13 protein-coding genes are annotated in these 17,082 nt (G+C 64.5%); 7 read left to right on the top strand and 6 right to left on the bottom strand.

The annotated features are described in order from the left end of the window. The first annotated feature begins 27 nt into the window (after positions 1-27). A complete protein-coding gene (locus NKH16_RS21675; RefSeq protein ID WP_352450092.1) occupies positions 28-825 on the top strand; it encodes an ATP-binding cassette domain-containing protein in 798 nt (265 codons plus the stop codon). Next, positions 822-1,871, top strand: coding sequence for an ABC transporter permease (locus NKH16_RS21670; RefSeq protein ID WP_352450091.1), 1,050 nt, complete (start codon positions 822-824; stop codon positions 1,869-1,871). The genes NKH16_RS21675 and NKH16_RS21670 overlap by 4 nt, the downstream gene beginning before the upstream one ends. Before the next feature lie 12 nt (positions 1,872-1,883). On the opposite strand, the gene NKH16_RS21665 is transcribed toward NKH16_RS21670, so the two are convergent. Beyond that, the gene (locus NKH16_RS21665) at positions 1,884-4,607 is read right to left on the bottom strand and encodes an ATP-dependent helicase (RefSeq protein ID WP_352901710.1); all 2,724 of its coding nucleotides are present in this window, start codon (positions 4,605-4,607) and stop codon (positions 1,884-1,886) included. Positions 4,608-4,859: 252 nt separating this feature from the next. On the opposite strand from NKH16_RS21665, the gene NKH16_RS21660 reads away from it, so the two are divergent. Next, positions 4,860-7,172, top strand: coding sequence for a glucose/quinate/shikimate family membrane-bound PQQ-dependent dehydrogenase (locus tag NKH16_RS21660; RefSeq protein WP_352742428.1), 2,313 nt, complete (start codon positions 4,860-4,862; stop codon positions 7,170-7,172). 10 nt (positions 7,173-7,182) lie between these two features. On the opposite strand, the gene NKH16_RS21655 is transcribed toward NKH16_RS21660, so the two are convergent. Further along, positions 7,183-7,614: a hypothetical protein gene (locus tag NKH16_RS21655; protein ID WP_023721154.1), complete on the bottom strand. Its 432-nt coding sequence runs from the start codon at positions 7,612-7,614 to the stop codon at positions 7,183-7,185. 9 nt (positions 7,615-7,623) lie between these two features. Then, positions 7,624-7,773, bottom strand: coding sequence for a hypothetical protein (locus NKH16_RS21650; RefSeq protein WP_023676719.1), 150 nt, complete (start codon positions 7,771-7,773; stop codon positions 7,624-7,626). 275 nt (positions 7,774-8,048) lie between these two features. Between NKH16_RS21650 and NKH16_RS21645 the strand changes: the two genes are divergently transcribed. Beyond that, on the top strand, positions 8,049-8,948 hold the full coding sequence (locus NKH16_RS21645; protein WP_352742426.1) for a dienelactone hydrolase family protein: 900 nt from the start codon (positions 8,049-8,051) through the stop codon (positions 8,946-8,948). Here NKH16_RS21645 and NKH16_RS21640 read toward each other — a convergent pair whose 3' ends face one another. Continuing rightward, a complete protein-coding gene (locus tag NKH16_RS21640; protein WP_352742424.1) occupies positions 8,949-9,857 on the bottom strand; it encodes an EamA family transporter in 909 nt (302 codons plus the stop codon). Positions 9,858-9,947: 90 nt separating this feature from the next. On the opposite strand from NKH16_RS21640, the gene NKH16_RS21635 reads away from it, so the two are divergent. Then, positions 9,948-10,427 (top strand): Lrp/AsnC family transcriptional regulator, encoded by a 480-nt coding sequence (locus NKH16_RS21635; RefSeq protein ID WP_352742526.1) that lies wholly within the window; start codon positions 9,948-9,950, stop codon positions 10,425-10,427. Positions 10,428-10,496: 69 nt separating this feature from the next. Here the strand turns inward: NKH16_RS21635 and NKH16_RS21630 are convergent, their stop codons facing one another. Together NKH16_RS21630 and NKH16_RS21625 are read right to left on the bottom strand one after the other, a co-directional pair. After that, a complete protein-coding gene (locus NKH16_RS21630) occupies positions 10,497-10,694 on the bottom strand; it encodes a hypothetical protein (RefSeq protein ID WP_023676715.1) in 198 nt (65 codons plus the stop codon). 147 nt (positions 10,695-10,841) lie between these two features. Beyond that, positions 10,842-11,327 carry a thioesterase family protein gene (locus NKH16_RS21625; RefSeq protein WP_352450083.1) on the bottom strand — a complete coding sequence of 162 codons (486 nt, stop codon included), beginning with the start codon at positions 11,325-11,327 and terminating at the stop codon, positions 10,842-10,844. Positions 11,328-11,445: 118 nt separating this feature from the next. Between NKH16_RS21625 and NKH16_RS21620 the strand changes: the two genes are divergently transcribed. Together NKH16_RS21620 and NKH16_RS21615 are read left to right on the top strand one after the other, a co-directional pair. Beyond that, positions 11,446-12,861, top strand: coding sequence for an FAD-binding oxidoreductase (locus NKH16_RS21620; protein ID WP_352901705.1), 1,416 nt, complete (start codon positions 11,446-11,448; stop codon positions 12,859-12,861). Positions 12,862-12,955: 94 nt separating this feature from the next. Next, positions 12,956-17,077 carry an AsmA family protein gene (locus NKH16_RS21615; protein WP_352742420.1) on the top strand — a complete coding sequence of 1,374 codons (4,122 nt, stop codon included), beginning with the start codon at positions 12,956-12,958 and terminating at the stop codon, positions 17,075-17,077. Positions 17,078-17,082 lie beyond the last annotated feature (5 nt).

The raw sequence follows: 17,082 nt of genomic DNA, 5'->3' as shown, positions 1-17,082 counted from the left end.
GCACGCGACAATCAAGCGAGGATCGCCATGGCCGAACGCATTATCGAACTGCGCGACATCAGCAAGTCCTATGGCCAGGTCTATGCGCTTGGCGGGGTCAATCTCAGCGTCGATCGAGGCGAGGTGGTCGGCCTGATCGGCGATAATGGCGCCGGCAAGTCGACGCTGATCAAGATCCTGTCCGGCGTGGTCAAACCGACTAGCGGCGAGATTCTCGTCCGCGGCAAGCCGGTGACCGGATGGAGCCCTGCGCGCTCGCGCGACGCCGGCATCGAGACGGTGTTCCAGGACCGGGCGCTCGCTGTGCAGCAGACGATCGTGCGCAACATCTTCATGGGCCGCGAGCTCACCGGCTGGCTTGGCTGGCTGAAGGTCAACAAGGAGATCGCGGAGGCGAGCCGGCTGATGCGCGAGATCGGCTTCACCTCGAAAGTGTTCACGCCACAGTCGATCGTCGGCCAGCTCTCGGGCGGCGAACGACAGGGCGTGGCGATCGCGCGGGCCATCTATAAGAAGGCGGAGCTGATAGTCCTCGACGAACCGACGACCGCGCTATCGCTGACCGAGACCGCCAAGGTCTTCCACTTCGTGCGCCAGGTGCGGGCGAGCGGGCGCTCGATCCTGTTCATCGGCCACAACATCCACCACGTCTTCGATATCGCCGATCGCTTCGTGGTGCTGGACCGCGGCAAGGTCGCGCTCACCGCCGACCGCAGCGAGGTCAAATCGGCCGAAGACCTGATCAATTTCATGGAAGACGTCGCCCACCCCAGCGGATTGCCGGGGTTGCACGACGCGGGCGATGCGGGGAGGGCGGCACGATGAGCAAGACCATGGAACCCGATCTGCAGAGCCCCCTCGGCGGCACGCATAATGAGGCCGCCGGGAAAGAGTGGAGACACCCGTCCGACAATTGGCTGCGCGGGTTCATTCTCGACAACCGCGCCGCGCTCGGCACGCTTGCCGTGTTCATCGTCATGATGGCGGTGTTCATGATCGCCAACCCGATCGTGTTCACCACCTGGTATCTCTACAGCTCCGTACTCACCACGCTGCCGGTGGCGCTGTTCGTGGTGGTGCCGCTGGTCTTCGTCGTCACTTGCGGCGAGATCGACCTGTCGTTTCCGGCGACGATGGGCTTTGCCTCCTGGGTGTTTGCGCTGGTCGTGCAGGCTGGCTACGACCCGTTCCTCGGCATCGCCGCCGCAATCGTCACCGGCATGCTGCTCGGCTTCCTGGTCGGCTCGCTGGTCGTCTATGGCGGGCTGTCGTCGCTGATCGCCACGCTCGGCATGAATTTCCTGCTGCGCGGCCTGATCCAGATCATCAACGAGGGCAGGTCAACGGCGCTGACCGGCCTTGCCGACAGCTGGGCCTACAAGATCTTCTCCAGCCAGCTTTACGGCATTCCGGTGCAGATCTTCTGGGCCATCGGCTTCGTCGTGCTGTCGGCGCTGCTTTACAACCGCCATCGCTTCGGTGCCCAGGTCAAGGTGGTCGGCGACAATCCAGACAGCGCCCAGCAGATGGGTATCGACGTCAAGCGCGTGCGCGTAAAAGTGTTCGTCTTCGTCGGCATCGGCGCGGCAATCGCCGGCACGTTCTCGGTGATGATCAACTTCACCTGGTGGCCGACCGCCGGCGACGGCTATCTGCTGCCGGTGCTGGCATCGGTGTTCGTCGGCGGCACCCCGACCTGGGGCGGCATCGGCACTGTTGTCGGCGGCGCGATCGGCGCGGTCACCGTCTCGTTCATCCAGACCGGCGTGGTGGCGGCAGGCCTGAGCGGCTTCTATGTCCAGTTCTTCAACGGCCTGATCATCATCCTGTCGCTGCTCGGCCATAAGTGGAACCAGGCGCGGTATCGCTAGCGCCCGGCGGCCTCACACCCCGGTGACAAACCCGTCCAGCACGCGTTTCTGGCCGGCTTTGTCGAAGTCGATGGTCAGCTTGTTGCCTTCGATGGCCGAGATGTTGCCGTTGCCGAATTTCTGGTGGAAGACGCGGTCGCCGACGCTGAAGGGGGACGGCGTGTCGGCGACGGATTTGGCGACCAGCTCGCCGTCGATTGTGCGGCCCTTGACCGAGGTGCGGCCGGCGCCGTAGCCGGAGTCGGTTTCGCCATAGCCGATGCGCTCGACCTGGTGGCCGGAGCGCGTGCCCCAATTGCGGTCGGTGGCCTCGGTGCGGTTGGCTTGGGCGCGCTGCCAGCCCGGTGTCGCATAGGTGCTGGAGAAAGCGCCGGATTTTTCAGCACCGTTATTGCCGCCAATGTTGTCGAAGCGCGATGCTCCATAGGGGTTCTGCCTGCCTGCCCCTTGGCCGCCGCGACCGGAGGCGAACGAGCCGCCGCCGTAGGAATTGCCGTAACCGCCGTAGCTGTTGCCGCTCTCGGCGACCTCGACATGGGCTTCCGGCAACTCGTCGAGGAAGCGTGACGGGATGGTCGACTGCCAGAGGCCGTGGATGCGGCGGTTGGAGACGAACCAGATGTGCAGGTTCTTCTTGGCGCGGGTCAAGCCGACATAGGCAAGCCGGCGCTCCTCCTCCAGCCCGGAGCGGCCACCCTCGTCGAGCGAGCGCTGGTGCGGAAAAAGACCTTCCTCCCAACCAGGGAGAAAAACGGTCTCGAATTCGAGGCCCTTGGCCGAATGCAGCGTCATGATGTTAACGGCGTCGAGCTCGGCGTTCTGCTCGGCGTCCATGACGAGTGCGACGTGTTCGAGGAAGGAGCGCAGCGATTCGTACTCCTCCATGGAGCGGATCAGTTCTTTTAAGTTCTCGAGCCGGCCGGGCGCTTCAACCGAGCGGTCGTTCTTCCACATGTCGGTGTAGCCGCTCTCCTCGAGAATGGTCTCGGCGAGCTCGGTGTGCGGCGTGGTTTCCAGCGCCTTCTGCCAGCGCTCGAAATTGGCCGATACCTCGCGCAGTGCGGCGCGCGGCTTCGGCTTCAACTCGTCGCTTTCGGCGAGTTTTGCCGCCGCCTCCAGCATCGGGATGCGCAGGGCGCGTGCGGTGTCGTGGATCTGGCGGATGGTGGCCTCGCCAAGGCCGCGCTTCGGCACGTTGACGATGCGCTCGAAGGCGAGGTCGTCGGCGCCTTGCGCGACGACGCGGAAGAAGGCCAGCGCATCGCGGATTTCGAGGCGCTCGTAGAAGCGCGGGCCGCCGATGACGCGGTAGTTGAGGCCGAGCGTGACGAAGCGGTCCTCGAATTCGCGCATCTGGAAGGAGGCGCGGACGAGGATCGCCATGTCGTTGAGATTGTGCTTCTGGCGCTGATAGGCCTCGATGGTCTCGCCGACGGCGCGGGCCTCCTCCTCGGAATCCCAGGCGGCGTGGACATGCACCTTCTCGTCGTCCTCGGCGATCTTTTCGGTGAACAGCGTCTTGCCGAAACGGCCCTCATTGTGGGCGATGAGGTGGGAGGCGGTGCCGAGGATGTGCGCGGTCGAGCGATAGTTGCGCTCCAGCCGGATGATGGTGGCGCCGGGGAAATCCTTGTCGAAGCGCAGGATGTTGTCGACCTCGGCGCCGCGCCAGCCATAGATCGACTGGTCGTCGTCGCCGACGCAGCAGATATTTACGGTGGACAGGCGCGGGCTTCCCTCCCCCTCGAGGGGAGGGTGGCCGGGCGAAGCCCGGTCGGGTGGGGTCCGTGCGGCAGTGCTCGACCTACCGGCGGCAGTGCTCCACGCTCTAGCGGTGCCTTCTGCGGCAACCCCCTCCGCCCGCTTCGCGGGCACCTCCCCCTCAAGGGGGGAGGATTGCGGCCGTTGTGCCAACAGCCGCAGCCACATGTACTGGGCGGTGTTGGTGTCCTGATATTCGTCGACGAGGATGTAGCGGAAGCGCTTATGGTATTCCTTCAGCACGTCCGGATTGGCGCGGAAGATGCGGATCGGGTGGCATAGGAGATCGCCGAAGTCGCAAGCGTTCAGCGTTTTCAGCCGCTCCTGATAGGCCTTATAGAGCTCGCGGCCCTTGCCGTTGGCGAAGGCACGGGCATCGCCCTCGGGGATGTCGGCGGGACCGAGGCCCTTGTTCTTCCAGCCGTCGATCATCTGGGCGAACTGCTTGGCCGGCCAGCGCTTGTCGTCCAGCCCTTCGGCCTGGATAAGCTGCTTGATCAGGCGCACGACATCGTCGGTGTCGAGAATGGTGAAGTCGGATTTGAGCCCGGCCAGCTCGGCATGTCTGCGCAGCAGCTTCACTCCAATCGAGTGGAAGGTGCCGAGCCACGGCATGCCCTCGACATTGCCTTCGCCGATCAACAGGCCGATGCGCTGCTTCATCTCGCGCGCCGCCTTGTTGGTGAAGGTGACGGCGAGGATCTGCGAGGGGAAAGCCTTGCCGGTGGCAAGGATGTGGGCGATGCGGGTGGTCAGGACGCGCGTTTTGCCGGTGCCGGCGCCGGCCAGCACCAGCACCGGGCCTTCGGTGGTTTCCACCGCCAGCCGCTGCTCGGGGTTGAGGCCGTTGAGATAATCGGGCGCGTTGTTCTGGTTGCTGCGGGCAGCCATGGCGCGCGCGGCAATGCCCGACGGGGCCACGGGCCGCGCGTTCGGTTCGTCAAAAAAGGGCATGTCTTCCGAAAAGCCGGACATCTCCCCCCGAATGTAGTGATTCGGCAGCGAAAGGCCAGAAGTGTCTCCGTTTTGTTCTCTGTCCAGTCGGTAGACTCACAATCTGAATGGGTCTGCTAACCAAAACGCCGGGCTTGCGATGGGCCGGCACCGTAAAACGCCGAGCTTGCTTGACAGGGGAAGCGGGCCGGAGAAAGTTGCGTGGGGGCAGGAACGCAATGCGGGGTTGCCCATGGACGCGTCGCGGAGCGCACCAGTCGAAGGAGCACCGTCTTGGCTGTGGTCATCACCTCCCTGATCCTTTTCCTCATCGGCCTGGCGATTGGCGGCGGCGGCATCTGGCTCGTGACGCTGGGCGGCAGCTGGTACTACGTCATCGTCGGTCTAGCTTTCCTTGTCGCGGCCTGGCTGCTCTACAGGCGCAGATCCACGGCGCTGTGGCTCTACGCGGCGATCGTGCTCGGCACGCTCGCCTGGGCGGTCTGGGAGATCGGCTTCGACTGGTGGGAGCTCGGCCCGCGCGGCGGCATCATCGTGCTTGTCGCGCTATGGCTGTTGACGCCATGGGCGCGGCGCGGGCTTACCGGTCCCGACGGACGCGCGCCGCTGATCCTCGCCGTGCTGGCCTCGCTTGCCGTCGCCGGCTATTCGATGACGACCGATCCAAAGGATATTACGGGTGAACTCAACACCGACAAGGTGACGCCGACGGCCGATCTTGGCGGCAACGTGCCGGCTGGCGAATGGCACTATTACGGTCGCACGCAATACGGCCAGCGCTATTCGCCGCTCGACCAGATCACCGCCGAAAACGTTGCCAATCTGCAGCCGGCCTGGACCTATCGCACCGGCGACGTGAAAGGGCCCGACGACATCGGCGAGACGACCTATCAGGTGACGCCGCTAAAAATCGCCGACACGCTCTACATCTGCACGCCGCATAATTTCGCCATCGCGATCGATGCCGCGAGCGGTAAGGAGAAATGGCGCTTCGATCCGCAGGTCAAGCTCAACAAGGACCGCCAGCACCAGACCTGCCGCGGCGTGGCCTATTATGCCGATGCCAAGGTCGCCGCCGGCCAGCCCTGCGCCACACGCATCTACCTGCCGACATCCGACGCCCGGCTGATCGCGCTCGATGCGGCGAATGGCCAGGTCTGCCCGACTTTCGCCGAAGGCGGCACGCTGAACCTGCTCGCCAACATGCCATATCCGAAGCCGGGCTATTATTATTCGACCTCGGCGCCGCTGATCGTCGCCAACAAGATCATCGTCGGCGGCGCGGTCAACGACAATTATTCGACGCAGGAGCCGTCCGGGGTCATCCGTGCCTACGATGCCGACACCGGCGCGCTGTTGTGGAATTGGGATTCGGGCAATCCCGACCAGACGATGCCGCTGCCGCCGGACCAGACCTACACCAACAACTCACCCAACATGTGGTCGACGGCAAGCGCCGACGAGAAGCTCGGCCTGCTTTATGTGCCGCTCGGCAACAAGACGCCGGACCAGCTCGGCGCCGGGCGCAGCGCCAATGACGAGAAATTCTCCTCGTCGATCACCGCGCTCGATCTCAACAGCGGACAATTGCGCTGGGTGCGGCAGACCGTGCACCACGATCTCTGGGACATGGACGTGCCGGCGCAGCCGACGCTGGTCGACATCACCACGGAAAGTGGCGTGGTGCCGGCGCTGGTCGGGCCGACCAAGCAGGGCGACCTCTATGTGCTCGACCGGCGCAGCGGCGAGCCGATCGTTCCGGTCAAGGAAGTGCCGGCGCCGGGCGGCGCGATCGAAGGCGACCATACCTCGCCGACGCAGCCGCTCTCGGACCTCAGCTTCAGTCCGAAACCGCTGACCGGCGCCGACATGTGGGGCATTACCATGTTCGACCAGCTGGCCTGCCGGATCGAGCTCCGGAAGTTGCGCTATGAGGGCCGCTACACGCCGCCGTCGCTGCAGGGCTCACTGATCTACCCCGGCAATTTCGGCGCCTTCAACTGGGGCGGCGTGGCAGTCGATCCGGTCCGGCAGGTGATGTTCGGCATGCCGACATACCTGGCGTTCATCTCCAAGCTGGTGCCGCGCGCCGACGTGCCGCCGCCCGGCGACACCAAGGGCAGCGAACAGGGCCTGAACCGCAATGACGGTGCGCCTTACGCAGTCATATTGAAGCCGTTCCTGTCGCCGCTCGGCATTCCCTGCCAGGCGCCGCCCTGGGGCTATGTGGCGGGCGCCGACCTTCGGACCGGCAAGATCGTCTACAAGCATCGCAACGGCACCGTCTACGACATGACGCCATTGCCACTGCCATTCAAGGTCGGCGTGCCCGGCATTGGCGGGCCGATGATCACTGCCGGCGGCGTCGCCTTCCTCGGTGCGGCGGTCGATGACTATGTGCGCGCTTATGACCTGACGACCGGCAAACAGCTCTGGCAGGCGCGGCTGCCGGCGGGCGGGCAGTCGACACCGATGACCTACACGGTAGCCGACGGACGCCAGTTCGTCGTCATCGTTGCCGGCGGCCACGGCTCGGTCGGTACCAAGCCGGGCGACTATGTGATGGCTTATACGCTGCCGAAATAGAGAAGTTCCTTCAGAGCCCGAGATGCCCTTTCAGGTCGGGTACCGATGCAAGTACCTCACTGGTCAGCTGCGGGCCGGCGGCTGCCTCGGCCTGCTGGACCAGCATCGTGCCGGCCTGGCTGATCTGTGCGAGCGTAAGGCCTGATGCCTTGAGTATGGCGACGCCGTTGATCAGCGCGCCGGTCTTTTCGCCGAGAGCGCCACCGAGCGCGCCCTCCAGCGAGGACAGGAGGCCACCACCGGAAGCTGCGCCGGGAGCCATGACATCATATTGCTTGGCCAGGGCGTCGGCTCCCGGGATTTTGGCGAAGAAGCTGGACAGGGTCGTGCCTTCCGCCTCGTGTTCGAGCACCGAGAAAATCGTGCCGGCGATCTTTTCCGTCAAAGCCTGGTTGAGACCGGATTTCTGGGAGACGGTGTTGATGATGTCCTGAACGTCCATGACCTTTCCTCAGGCTTTGGTGTTTGCGGGCGGGTGCCGGTTGGCGCGGATCTTGATCAACGATCGTTTGAAGGCGGTGAAGGCAGTGAACCGCAGCGCCAGCAAAGCCATAGCGGCGAGGGCGAACCCACTTGCCAGAAGCGGGGAGGGAAAGGTCATGGGCGTGTTCCTTCGTCGTCAATCAGGCATTCTTTTCCCGCCAAATGGCCATTGTCGTTCGCCAAATGGCCCGAGTGAGGCATAGCCCGGTAACTTCTTTTTACATTGTGGTGCGTGCATTTAGCATTGCCACAAAGGACCAAAATTTAACGACAGTGGGGCTAGCGGCATCACGGCCCTCGCGCAGGGACTTATGGCAGCCTCACTCAGCCGTGACTGGACCAGGCAAGCTTCGGCTCTATGTTGCCGCGGGGGGCGCCGACGAGGAGCGCGCCATGACAACACCTGCCGAACCCACTGCCGCCGAGCCTGTCATTACCCAGGCGATGATCGACGCCTATGACGAATACACGCATCTGACGCTCGACCGGCGGCGCTTCATGGAGCAATTGACCAGGCTTGCCGGATCGGGTGCGGCAGCGGCCGCGATCGCGCCGCTGCTGGCGGCGAATTCGGCCCAGGCGGCAATCGTGGCGGAAGACGATCCGCGGGTGAAAGGCGAGGACATCAGCTATCCCGGCAGCGCCGGCGAGATGAAGGGCTATCTGGTCAAGCCGGCGGACCAGACCGGCAAGCTCGGCACCGTCATCGTGGTGCACGAGAACAGGGGTCTCAACCCGCATATTCGCGATGTGGCGCGGCGCGTTGCGCTGGAAGGGTTCGTGGCGCTTGCGCCGGACTTCATGACACCGCTCGGCGGCACGCCGGACGATGAAAACAGGGCACGTGACCTGTTTTCCCAGCTCGATCCAGCACAGGTCGCCGCCAATGCCGTGGCAACGGTCGCCTACCTCAAAGGCTACAAGGACGGCAACGGCAAAGTCGGCGCCGTCGGCTTCTGCTGGGGCGGCGGCACGGTGAACATGCTGGCCGTCAACGCGCCGGACCTCGCCGCCGCCGTCGCCTATTACGGCATGCAGCCAAAGGCCGAGGACGTGCCGAAGATCAAGGCCGCGCTCATGCTGCATTATGCCGGGCTCGACACCCGCACCAATGCCGGTATCGATGCCTTCAAGAAGGCACTCGACGCGGCTCATGTCGAATACTCGGTCTATGTCTATGAAGGCGCCAACCATGCCTTCAATAACGACACGTCGGCGGCCCGCTATGACAAGAAGGCGGCCGACCTCGCCTGGGGCCGGACGATCGCTTTCCTCAAGGAGAAGCTGGCCTGATCAGGTGGGCGCCGGCGCCGGTTTGTGAAGGGCGACGCCGGCCACCACCAGCGCGATGCCGATGCAGTCGGTGAGGCTCGGCACCTGCCGCAGCACAATGACGCCGATCAACGTCGCGGTGACCGGCAGCAAAGACAGCATCAGCGCGAAGCTGGAGCGCGGTAGCCGCGACATGGCAAGCTGGTCGCAAATATAGGGAATGACCGACGAGCAGATGCCGACGCCGACCCCCGCAAGCAGCAGCGGCGGCGCCGAGAAAGCCGGCAGAGCATCGGCGAAACCGATCGGCAGAACGACGAGAAGGGCGACCGCCATGGCGGCACCCAGCCCGGCGATGCCATCGCCGGCGCCGCCGCGCGCGACGCGGTGGCCGAGCACGATGTAGCTAACGAACAGCGTGCCGTTGAGGAAGGCCCAGAACAGGCCGACGGGATCGCTCGACCATTTGACGTCGATCAGCAACAGGGTGCCGGCGACAGCGATTGCGAGGGCGGCGAGATTGCGCGGGCTTCTGAGGCCAACAAGCGCAACGCCGATGGTGCCGACGAATTCGGTCGCCGCCACCAGCGAGATCGGCAGCCGGTCGAGCGCCAGGTAAAACGAGCAATTCATCACCCCAAGGCAGACGCCGAAAGCCACAAGCAACAACCGCGTCGAGCGATCGGCGCGGGCGAAGACCGCCCATGGCCGGGTCAATGGGGCAAAGACGAGTGCCGCGGTGGCGATGCGCAGCCAAGCCATGCCCAGCACGCCGACATGCGGGAACAGCAGCACCGCGAAGGCCGGTCCGAGATAGTGGAACACGGCGCTGACGCCGAACCAGAGATGCGGCGGGACCGCGTTTGCCAAGGCAAAGGCGGGGCCGGCGAGTGCCGGACTTGCTGCTGGGGCTTGCGTCCGATCTTCCATGGGGTCAGTATCGCAGGCGATTTTTGCCGTTGATATGGATGATGGCCGGGCATTGCGGCCATTTCCTTTCCGAAAGCAAGGAGCATTCCGCTGAAACGCCTTCGAAATGAAAATCCGGATCTGGATGCGGCGGACCTGAAAATCCTGCGCCTGCTGGAAGAGGATGCGCGCACCAGCACCGCCGAACTGGCGCGCTCGGTCGGCCTGTCGGCGCCGAGCGTGGCCGAGCGCATCAAGCGGCTGCAGGAAAGCGGTGTGATCGAGGCCTATACGGTGCGTATCAATCCGGCCGCGCTCGGCATGAAGCTATCGGCATGGCTGCGGATCAGGCCGGTGCCGGGGCAACTGGCTGTCGTAGCCGAAATCATCCGCGACCTACCGGAAATCGCCCAATGCGACCGGGTCACCGGTGAAGACTGTTTCATCGCGCTGGCGCATGTCGCCTCGGTGGCCGAGCTCGAGCGGGTGATCGACCGGATCATTCCGTTCGCGATGACCAATACGGCGATCATCCAGTCGTCGCCGGTGGTGCCGCGCTCGCCGCTGGGGGCGGTGAAGCGCCAGCCTTGACGCTTGGGATCGTTCGTCAGCACATCAGAAATGCAAACCGGACGGCCGGTCTGTTTCTTCCCCCACCGTTCAGGCGTGGCCGCGTTTCATCCGCGCCTGCTTCAGGATGGCGCGCCAGCGGATCATGGCGAAGGGGATCGGCTCGTTGTTGTTGGCGATGTGGAAGATCTCGTTGTTGAGGTTCTTCAGCGAGCGCCAGAAATCATAGTCGGTGATGCGTGGATCAGCCGCCAGCCTGTCCGCCTCGACCTTGATATCGGTTTTCATGCACGTTCCCCGAACCGCTGCTGCTCCGCCGCCCGTATCGCAATTCGATGCGGACGGTTTTCCAACGCCGCGCTGAGTCGTTCAACGTCTCAATTCGGCTTGTTCACGTTAAAACCTCGGTAAGGTTAACGGCGGTTGGACCGTGGTTCAAGCCGGCTTACGACGAATACCGATCGAGCGGCCGGCGCGCTCCGGCATCGGCAGGGCGGCATGGGCGGCGCGCATCGCTTCCACCCTGGCCAGGACGTCGGCGGGGAAGGGCGCGACCTTCGGGCCAGCCATGTCGACGTGCAGCGACAGCGTTTCGGATGTGGCGGCAAGCCAGCCGTCGAGATGGCGGATTTCCTGATAGGCCCTCAGCCGCTTCTCGTCATGGTCGAGGAGTTGGAACGAGACCGTGACCTTGTGGTCGAGATGCAACTCCTGGACGTAGCAGACATGGACTTCCGCGGTGTAGATGGTCAGCCGTCGTTCTTTCACATAATCCGGCCCCATCCCCATCATCTCGAATGCTTCGTCGGAGCAACGATCGAAAAGCACGTTGTAATAGGCCATGTTGAGATGGCCGTTGTAGTCGATCCAGGCCTCCTCGATGTCCATGGCGCGAGAGACGAAAGGGGCAGGGATGGGCATCGGAAACTTCCTTCTCGTCATGCCGGGATGAGCGTGGACTGGACAGAGCGTGGTTGGTGAGACTACGCATCCGTAGATGCAGAACAAGGTGGACGCTGGTCCATTCGCGGAGGAATCGATGGCTCTAAGCGACCTCAATCCGGTCGAGCGCAACGAAGAAGGCATTGCCGCCGTACTCGGCATCCTCAAGCAGCGGCTCGGCGAGCGATTCCAGACCGGCCAGGCGATCCGGGCCCAGCACGCGCACACCACGACCTATATCCCGACGCAGGCGCCGGACGGCGTCGCCTTTGCCGAGACGACGGAGGAGGTGCAGGAGATCGTGCGCGCATGCGCGGCGCATCGCGTGCCGGTGATTGCCTTCGGCGTCGGCTCTTCGCTGGAAGGCCACACCAATGCGCCGGGCGGCGGCATCTCACTCGATACGTCACGCATGAACCGCATCATTGCGGTCAATCCGCAGGACCTCGACTGCACCGTCGAGCCCGGCGTGACGCGCGAGGATCTGAACCGGCACCTGCGCGACACCGGCCTGTTCTTTCCGATCGACCCGGGCGCCAACGCCTCGCTCGGCGGCATGGCTGCGACGCGTGCGTCGGGCACCAACGCGGTGCGCTACGGCACGATGCGCGAGAACGTCCTGTCGCTGACGGCGGTGATGGCCGACGGGGAAGCAGTGACGACCGGCAAGCGCGCCAAGAAAAGCTCGGCCGGCTATGATCTGACGCGGCTGCTGATCGGTTCGGAAGGCACGCTTGGCATCATCACACAGCTGACTTTGAAGCTGCAGGGCATTCCACAGGCGATTTCAGGCGGCGTTTGTCCGTTCCCCAGCCTCGAGTCGGCGTGCAACGCGGTGATCGCGACCATCCAGATGGGCATTCCGGTGGCGCGCATAGAATTGGTCAACGCACTGCAGATGCGGGCGATGAAGACCTATTCGAAGCTCGACTATCCGGAGAGTCCCTGCCTGTTCGTCGAATTCCACGGCAGCGATGCCAGCGTCGCCGAGCAGGCCGAGACCTTCGGCATGATCGCCGAGGAAAATGGCGGCGGTCCGTTCCTGTGGACCAGCGTCGCCGAAGAGCGAACGAAATTGTGGAAGGCCAGGCACGATGCCTACTGGTCGTCGCTGACACTGCGGCCGGGCGCCAAGGGCCTGTCGACCGATGTCTGCGTGCCGATCTCGCGCTTTGCCGAATGTGTCACGGAGACCGAAGCGGATATCGCGGAGATGGGGCTGATCGCGCCGATCGTCGGCCATGCCGGCGACGGCAATTTCCATGTGCTGGTGCTGATGGACGTGGACGACCCGAAAGGGATCGCATTGGCGGAAAAATTCGTGTCGCGGCTCAATATGCGCGCCATCGCCATGGACGGCACCTGCACTGGCGAGCACGGCATAGGGCAAGGCAAGATCGGCTTCCTGCGGCATGAGCTCGGCCATGGCGTCGACATCATGCGCACGATCAAGCAGGCGCTCGACCCGCTGAACATCATGAACCCGGGCAAGATATTACCGGGAAAGGACTGACGTCAGGTCGCTGCCGTGCCCCTATTTGCCTCTTTATCGACACGCTGATGCGGGTAGAGTGCCACTGACTTTACTATCAACTGTCTAGGAGTTCATGCTCGCACGCCTGTTCGTGATCTTCGGTGGGCTTCTTGTGCTGGTGCTGTGTGCGGCGCTGGTGGTGCCGTACTTTGTCGACTGGACAGGTTACCGTGCCGATTTCGAGCGCGAGGCGAGTGCCGTCCTGGGTCGCAAGGTGACCGTGCGAGGCGATGCAACGGCAAGGCTGTTGCCGTTCCCCTCGGTGACCTTTTCCAACGTCGCCGTTGCCGGTGGCCCCAACGGCCAGCCGGCGATGACCGTCGAAACCTTTTCGATGGATGCAGAACTCGCGCCATTCCTGCGCGGCGAGGTGCTGATTTTCGACATGCGGCTGGTGCGGCCGAAGGCGACGATCGACATCGCCGCCGACGGCACGGTCGACTGGACGATACGGCCGTCCTCGCCCTTCGATCCCGGCCAAATCTCCATTGAGAAGCTGACAGTGACGGAAGGACAGATCGCGCTCAGCCACGCCGCCGGCGGGCGCAGCCATCTTATTTCCGAGATCAACTCGACGATCTCGGCCAAGTCGCTGGCCGGCCCCTGGCGGCTGGACGGCTCGCTGTTGCTGGACGGGTTGCGGACGACGATCGCCGCTTCCACCGGCAAGGCCGAACCGGACGGGCAAATGCGGCTCAGGCTCAAGGCCGATCCGGACGCCTATCCGCTGGTCATCGAGACCGACGGCAATGTGGGCCTCGTCGAGGGCGCCGCCGTCTATTCGGGCCAGTTCAAGATATCGGGCGCAGACCAGACTGCGGCGCGGCAGCTGGGCACCGGCGGCGAGGCGCTGAAAGTCAGCGCCGGCAAACCGGACCCGGGCTTCAGGCTGAACGGCAAGTTTTCGCTCGACCACCAGAAGCTCGGCGTCGACGAATTCCGCTTCGAGACCGGGCCGCGCGACAATCCCTACACTGCCGACGGCAAGGCTGCGGTCGACCTTGGGCTGAAGCCGCATTTCTCGATCGAGGCCAATGGCGCGCAGGTGCAGTTCGACGAGGCCGTGGGGGCGGCGGCCGGTGCCGGATTGACGCTGTCCGAGCGGGTGGCGGCGCTGGAGCAGGCGCTGCTCGACCTGCCGAAGCCGACCATACCGGGCACGGTCGAGGTGAAACTGCCGGCGGTGGTGGCAGGCGATACCACCGTTCGCGACGTGCACCTGTCCGCCGAGCCAGCCGAGGGCGGCTGGGCGGTAAAATCGCTGGCCGCCACGCTGCCCGGCCGCGCCAAGCTGGAAGCCAACGGCATGGTCAGCGTCGAGGACCATTTCGGTTTCACCGGATCGCTGCTTCTGGCGGTGGCGCAGCCCTCCGGCTTCGCCGCATGGCTGTCGAAGGACGTCGACGAGGCGATCCGCCGCTTGCCGGCCGCCGGCTTCAAGGCCAAGGTGGATTTGAGCGAGAAGCACCAGGCCTTCAGCGATCTCGAACTCATCCTCGGCAAGGCGAAGTTCTCCGGCCGCATCGATTCCAGCCAGCCCGACGACACAAGGCCATCGGTGCTGATGCAACTGGAAGGTGGCGAACTCGATGTCGACGGGCTCGCCGCCTTCGCCTCGATCTTCGTCAGCGACAAGGGCGCCAACCGCTTTTCCGACCGCGACCTCGATTTCCAGATCAAGGCCGGGCCGGTCAGCGCCGGCGGGTTGACCGCCGATAGCGTCGACACCGCGCTTAGATTGCGCGATGGGCTGCTTGAGATCGATCGCCTGTCGGTCGGCGGACTTGCCGGCGCCTCGATCAGCGCTACCGGTCGAATCAAGGATTTCCCGGCGAGCCCGACCGGCAAGCTCGACGCCTCGGTGATCGCCGTCGACCTCAAGCCGCTGATCGACGTCGCCGTCCAGCATTATCCGGATAATGCAGTGCTGAAGGGCCTGGCGGAGCGTGCTGCTGCCTATCCCGAGCTGTTCCAGGATGCGCGTATCGATGCGGTCACGAGTGCCGCAGACAATGGCGACGGTACGACTGGACTGGCAATGAGCGCACAGGGCAAGGCCGGTGGCTCGGCCTTTTCGGCGTCGTTGTCCGGCAAAGGGGCGCTCGACCGGCCTCTCGAAGCGCCGGTGACGCTGACCTTCAACGCAAGGAATGCCGACGCCACCGCGCTTCTGGCGCTTTACGGTCTGCCGGCACTGCCGCTCGGCATGCTCGGCGAGGCGACCACCGAAGTCTCGGCCAAAGGCACGCTCGGCGGTGGCCTGGCGACACGATTCAGCCTGGCCGGCAACGACTTCAAAGCTGGTTTCGACGGGACAATTGCCGACACGGCTCAAGGCGCGGCCGCCAAGGGCAAGGTCAGCCTTGAAACGGCCGACATCGAGCCATGGCTGATGACGACCGGCGTTGGCCTGCCCGGCATGGGCACCGGCATGTCGACGTCGCTTGCAGCCGATGCCGATTACGGCAATGGTCTCCTGGTGCTGAGCGGCCTCAGCGGCGCCGTCAACGAAGCGGCGGTCTCCGGTGACGTAAATATCGACATCAAAGAGGGGCTGCCGCATCTTGCCGGCGCGCTGTCGCTGGACGAGCTGGACCTCGATCCGATGGCGGTGATGCTGTTCGGTGACCAGGCCTTCCTTGTCAATGACAGGACCTGGCCGACAGCACCGTTCAGCCAGAAATCCAGTCTGCCATTTACCGCCGATCTCGATCTGACGGCGGCGTCGCTTGCCGCCGGCCCGCTTGCCACCGCCTATGACGCTGCGCTGTCGCTGCAGCTCGACCAGGAGGGCATCCGCGTTTCCGACCTCAAGGCAAAGTTCCTCGGCGGCGCGTTGAGTGGCCTGTTCGAGCTCAAGAACAATGACGGCACCGGGCTTTTCTCCAGTCAGATGAAACTCGCCGGCGCCGATCTGGTAGCCGTGCTGCCGGAGGCCGGCATCAGCGGAAGCGGCGAGTTCTCGACGGCGCTTTCGACCAGCGGCAAATCGGTCGACGCGATGGTTGCGGCGCTGTCCGGTTCCGGCACGGCGACGCTGAAGGGCATGACTATTGCCGGCTTCAATCCCGATGCCTTTGGCGCATTCATTGCCAAGGCCGACGCGATAGGGCGCGATATCGACGCGTCGAAGACCGCCGGCTTTGTGCCGCAGATCGCCGCGGCGGGCAGTTTTCCGGCGCAGGACACCGATATTGCCTTCACCATCGCCGGCGGCACGCTGAGGGCGCCGCCGGTCAAATTCGAAAGCCCGGGCGCGACGCTGTCCGCCGACATCACCGCCGATCTGAACACCAGCACCGTCGATGCCAAGGGCGAGATCGCCTATCGTCCCGGCGACGAGGCGCTGGTCGGCTCCGAACCGATTTTGAATTTCAGCGTCGACGGGCCGTTTGGCGCCACCAAACGGCAGTTCGACAGCGAGCCGCTGGCACAGTTCCTGACCCAGCGTGCGCTGGAAAAGGAGCAGCAGCGGGTCGAAGCGATGCAAGCCGCACTGCTCGAGAAACAAAGGCTGCGGCGTGAGGTGCGCTACTACGCTGCGCTGCAAACCGAGCGTGAAAGAGCGGCGGAGGAACTGCGCAGGCAACAGGAAGCAGCGCGGCTGAAGGCCGAGGCCGACGCCAAGGCAAAGGCCGAAGCCGAGGCTCAGGCCCAGGCCGAAGCCGAGGCGAGGGCGCAGGCTGAAGCCAAGGCGAAGGCTGAAGCGGACGCCAAGGCACAGGCGGATGCGGAGGCGAGGGCGCAGGCCGAGGCCAAAGCGAAAGCTGAAGCGGACGCCAAGGCAAAGGCCGAAGCTGAGGCGCAGGCCCAAGCCGAAGCGGAGGCCAGGGCGCAGGCTGAAGCCAAGGCAAAGGCGGATGCAGCGGCGAAAGCCGAAGCCGAGGCCAGGGCGAAAGCCGAGGCGGCTGCAAAGGCCGAAGCGGATGCCGAAGCCAAAGCCAAGGCGGCGCAACAGGCTGCCGAGGAAGCAGCGCAGGCCGAAGAACAGCAACGCCAGAGGGCGGAAGAGGCGTTGCGGATCGCCTCGGAAGAGAAGGCAAGGCTCGACGCCGAACGCAAGGCCGCGGCGGAGCGCGCGGAACGAGCGCCACCGGCCGCAAATAACGTGCCACCGCCAGTGCAGCCCCCGCCAAAGCTCAAGCTCGATCCCTCGTCGATCGACGATCTGCTGAAATCGTTGAATGGCGGGTGACGGCG

This window comes from Mesorhizobium sp. M1307, assembly GCF_040318155.1.
In the GTDB taxonomy this organism is placed as follows: domain Bacteria; phylum Pseudomonadota; class Alphaproteobacteria; order Rhizobiales; family Rhizobiaceae; genus Mesorhizobium.
This window is presented reverse-complemented; position numbering and strand designations above follow the sequence as displayed.

What these genes read in the sequence shown, in the direction of transcription:
- NKH16_RS21620 (WP_352901705.1), top strand. Translation starts at nt 11,446, where the DNA reads ATGGCTCTAAGCGACCTCAATCCGGTCGAGCGCAACGAAGAAGGCATT.
- NKH16_RS21675 (WP_352450092.1), top strand. Translation starts at nt 28, where the DNA reads ATGGCCGAACGCATTATCGAACTGCGCGACATCAGCAAGTCCTATGGC.
- NKH16_RS21655 (WP_023721154.1), bottom strand. Translation starts at nt 7,614, where the DNA reads ATGGACGTTCAGGACATCATCAACACCGTCTCCCAGAAATCCGGTCTC.
- NKH16_RS21640 (WP_352742424.1), bottom strand. Translation starts at nt 9,857, where the DNA reads ATGGAAGATCGGACGCAAGCCCCAGCAGCAAGTCCGGCACTCGCCGGC.
- NKH16_RS21615 (WP_352742420.1), top strand. Translation starts at nt 12,956, where the DNA reads ATGCTCGCACGCCTGTTCGTGATCTTCGGTGGGCTTCTTGTGCTGGTG.
- NKH16_RS21650 (WP_023676719.1), bottom strand. Translation starts at nt 7,773, where the DNA reads ATGACCTTTCCCTCCCCGCTTCTGGCAAGTGGGTTCGCCCTCGCCGCT.
- NKH16_RS21665 (WP_352901710.1), bottom strand. Translation starts at nt 4,607, where the DNA reads ATGTCCGGCTTTTCGGAAGACATGCCCTTTTTTGACGAACCGAACGCG.
- NKH16_RS21625 (WP_352450083.1), bottom strand. Translation starts at nt 11,327, where the DNA reads ATGCCCATCCCTGCCCCTTTCGTCTCTCGCGCCATGGACATCGAGGAG.
- NKH16_RS21630 (WP_023676715.1), bottom strand. Translation starts at nt 10,694, where the DNA reads ATGAAAACCGATATCAAGGTCGAGGCGGACAGGCTGGCGGCTGATCCA.
- NKH16_RS21645 (WP_352742426.1), top strand. Translation starts at nt 8,049, where the DNA reads ATGACAACACCTGCCGAACCCACTGCCGCCGAGCCTGTCATTACCCAG.
- NKH16_RS21670 (WP_352450091.1), top strand. Translation starts at nt 822, where the DNA reads ATGAGCAAGACCATGGAACCCGATCTGCAGAGCCCCCTCGGCGGCACG.